Source organism: Parablautia muri, assembly GCF_009917485.1.
Classification (GTDB): domain Bacteria; phylum Bacillota; class Clostridia; order Lachnospirales; family Lachnospiraceae; genus Suilimivivens; species Suilimivivens muri.
In genome coordinates, this window is sequence record NZ_QZDT01000148.1 from 1 (window position 1) to 1824 (window position 1824).

A 1824-nucleotide genomic window follows, 5' to 3' on the forward strand; every position below is an offset into this window, starting at 1 on the left:
TTTTTGAAAAAAATCCGAAAATCTTCGGCGTTTTTTTCAAAAGGCAGTATTGCCCCGCGAAAAGGGGGAAGCACCACCAACTTTCCAACGAGAAAGGGGGTGAGAATGTGGAACCTAATCGCAGGGAGTTTATAAAACAGTGCGCTTTCCAGAAGTTTTGTAATACGGTACTGCACAATGAAGCGTGTGACGCTCACAAAGAGCTGCACAGGCATAAGGCAAGGGAGATTACCTTTTCCGACTTGACCTTAGAAGAAGCGCGGCAGCTTCATACCTTTGATGAATATTTCAAAGGGGAAACCGCCTTTGAAAGAGCCGGGAAGAAAATCACGCCGAAGCTGCTTCTTGAAGCAATCCGTACTTTGCCGGAAGAAAAGCGCAAAGCCGTACTCCTGTACTATTTCGAGGGAATGAACGACACCGAGATTGCGGAGCTGTTCGATACGTCGAGAAGCACGATACAGTACAGGCGGACAAGCTCTTTTGAGCTGCTAAAAAAATATCTGGAGGAAAATGCTGATGAATGGGACGAATGGTAACGAACCCGGCTACCCGGAAAAAGCCCTTGTTCCCTATCCTGTCATTTTGGCAGCGACAAAGGGCGACCCGGACGCTATGAAGATTGTCTTGCAGCATTTCAGCGGCTACATAGCCCGCCTCTCCATGCGGAAGCTGTACGACGAGCGCGGGAACGTCTATTTTGGCGTAGACCACGACATTCGGGAACGGCTGCAAGCAAAACTGATGATGGCTGTCCTCACCTTTAAGGCAGAGGAATAAACCGCAGCGGCGGGACGCTTTCTCTCTCCCCCTTTTCCGTTCCGCTGCTGACGCGGCAGCAAAGCCATTCTGAACCTTGACAAAGAAAGCGGCGCAAGATAACGGCGGCGCAGCATAGGGCAAATCGGATACGTTCCTTTTGCGCCGAGCCATACGGTGGGTGCACCATGACGCTATCCGGGTGAGGTTATCCCCGCCCGGACAGCCGAGCGACCAACACCGCGCCGGAAAGCAAGTGTAGCGGCTTGCGGGCGACGACACGCAAAATATACAATGATACTTCCTTACAGCCACAGTCCGAGCGTTAAGAGCGTCGCAGGCAATGGGTAGGGCTGCATGAGAACCATGCCGGGGTGAAATTCCCATGAGGTTATGCTAATAACCGTCCGATTAAAGCCTTTGTTTTCTTGAATAGTGGACTTGCTGCTATTCATAGACTGTATTATATGTTTGCGAAAGAAAGGGGGATTTTCTTTGACGCAAAACCAAACGCCCGTTACCACAACGGAGCATAAAATCGGAAAAGTTACTTACCTTGTATGTTCGTCCGCAAGTGAACGCGCAACGGACACACTGGATAAAAAGATAAAGAAGCTCATTCGCAAGGACATGGAGCTGAACCCCGCAAACGCCCGGAAATAGGGCGTTTCTTCACATTTTATACATGACACAGGCAGCGGTATGTGGTATAATATAGACAGTACAAATACCATGCTTGTCTGTCGTCGGAAAGGAGGACAAAATGTTACAGACAGACAAGATTACCGCTTTATATTGCAGATTGAGCCAGGAAGATATGCAAGCCGGGGAAAGCGAGAGCATACAGAACCAAAAGCTGATTTTACAAAAGTATGCTGACGAACACCACTTTTTCAACACGCGCTTTTTCGTAGACGACGGATTTTCCGGCGTGAGCTTTGAGCGTGAGGGGCTTCAAGCCATGCTGCATGAAGTTGAAGCCGGGAACGTGGCGACCGTCATAACAAAAGACCTTTCCCGTCTGGGACGTAATTATCTGAAAACCGGGGAGCTGATAGAGATTGT

Annotated in this window: 4 protein-coding genes; all 4 read left to right on the plus strand. The window is 49.3% G+C overall.

From position 1 onward, the window contains the following. The first annotated feature begins 107 nt into the window (after positions 1-107). Complete coding sequence (locus D5281_RS24795) at positions 108-539, plus strand: RNA polymerase sigma factor (protein WP_135990380.1); 432 nt, start codon at positions 108-110, stop codon at positions 537-539. After that, entirely contained in the window at positions 520-780 is a 261-nt protein-coding gene (locus D5281_RS24800; RefSeq protein ID WP_002590583.1) for a helix-turn-helix domain-containing protein, read from the plus strand. Before D5281_RS24795 ends, D5281_RS24800 begins: the two co-directional genes overlap by 20 nt. Before the next feature lie 474 nt (positions 781-1254). Continuing rightward, entirely contained in the window at positions 1255-1422 is a 168-nt protein-coding gene (locus tag D5281_RS24810; protein ID WP_022621154.1) for a transposon-encoded TnpW family protein, read from the plus strand. A gap of 100 nt (positions 1423-1522) precedes the next feature. Next, a partial coding sequence (locus tag D5281_RS24815) for a recombinase family protein (protein WP_160562516.1) occupies positions 1523-1824 on the plus strand: 302 nt, incomplete at its 3' end.

Excerpts from the sequence above, each read along its gene's own strand:
- D5281_RS24800 (WP_002590583.1), top strand. The coding sequence starts at position 520 with ATGAATGGGACGAATGGTAACGAACCCGGCTACCCGGAAAAAGCCCTT.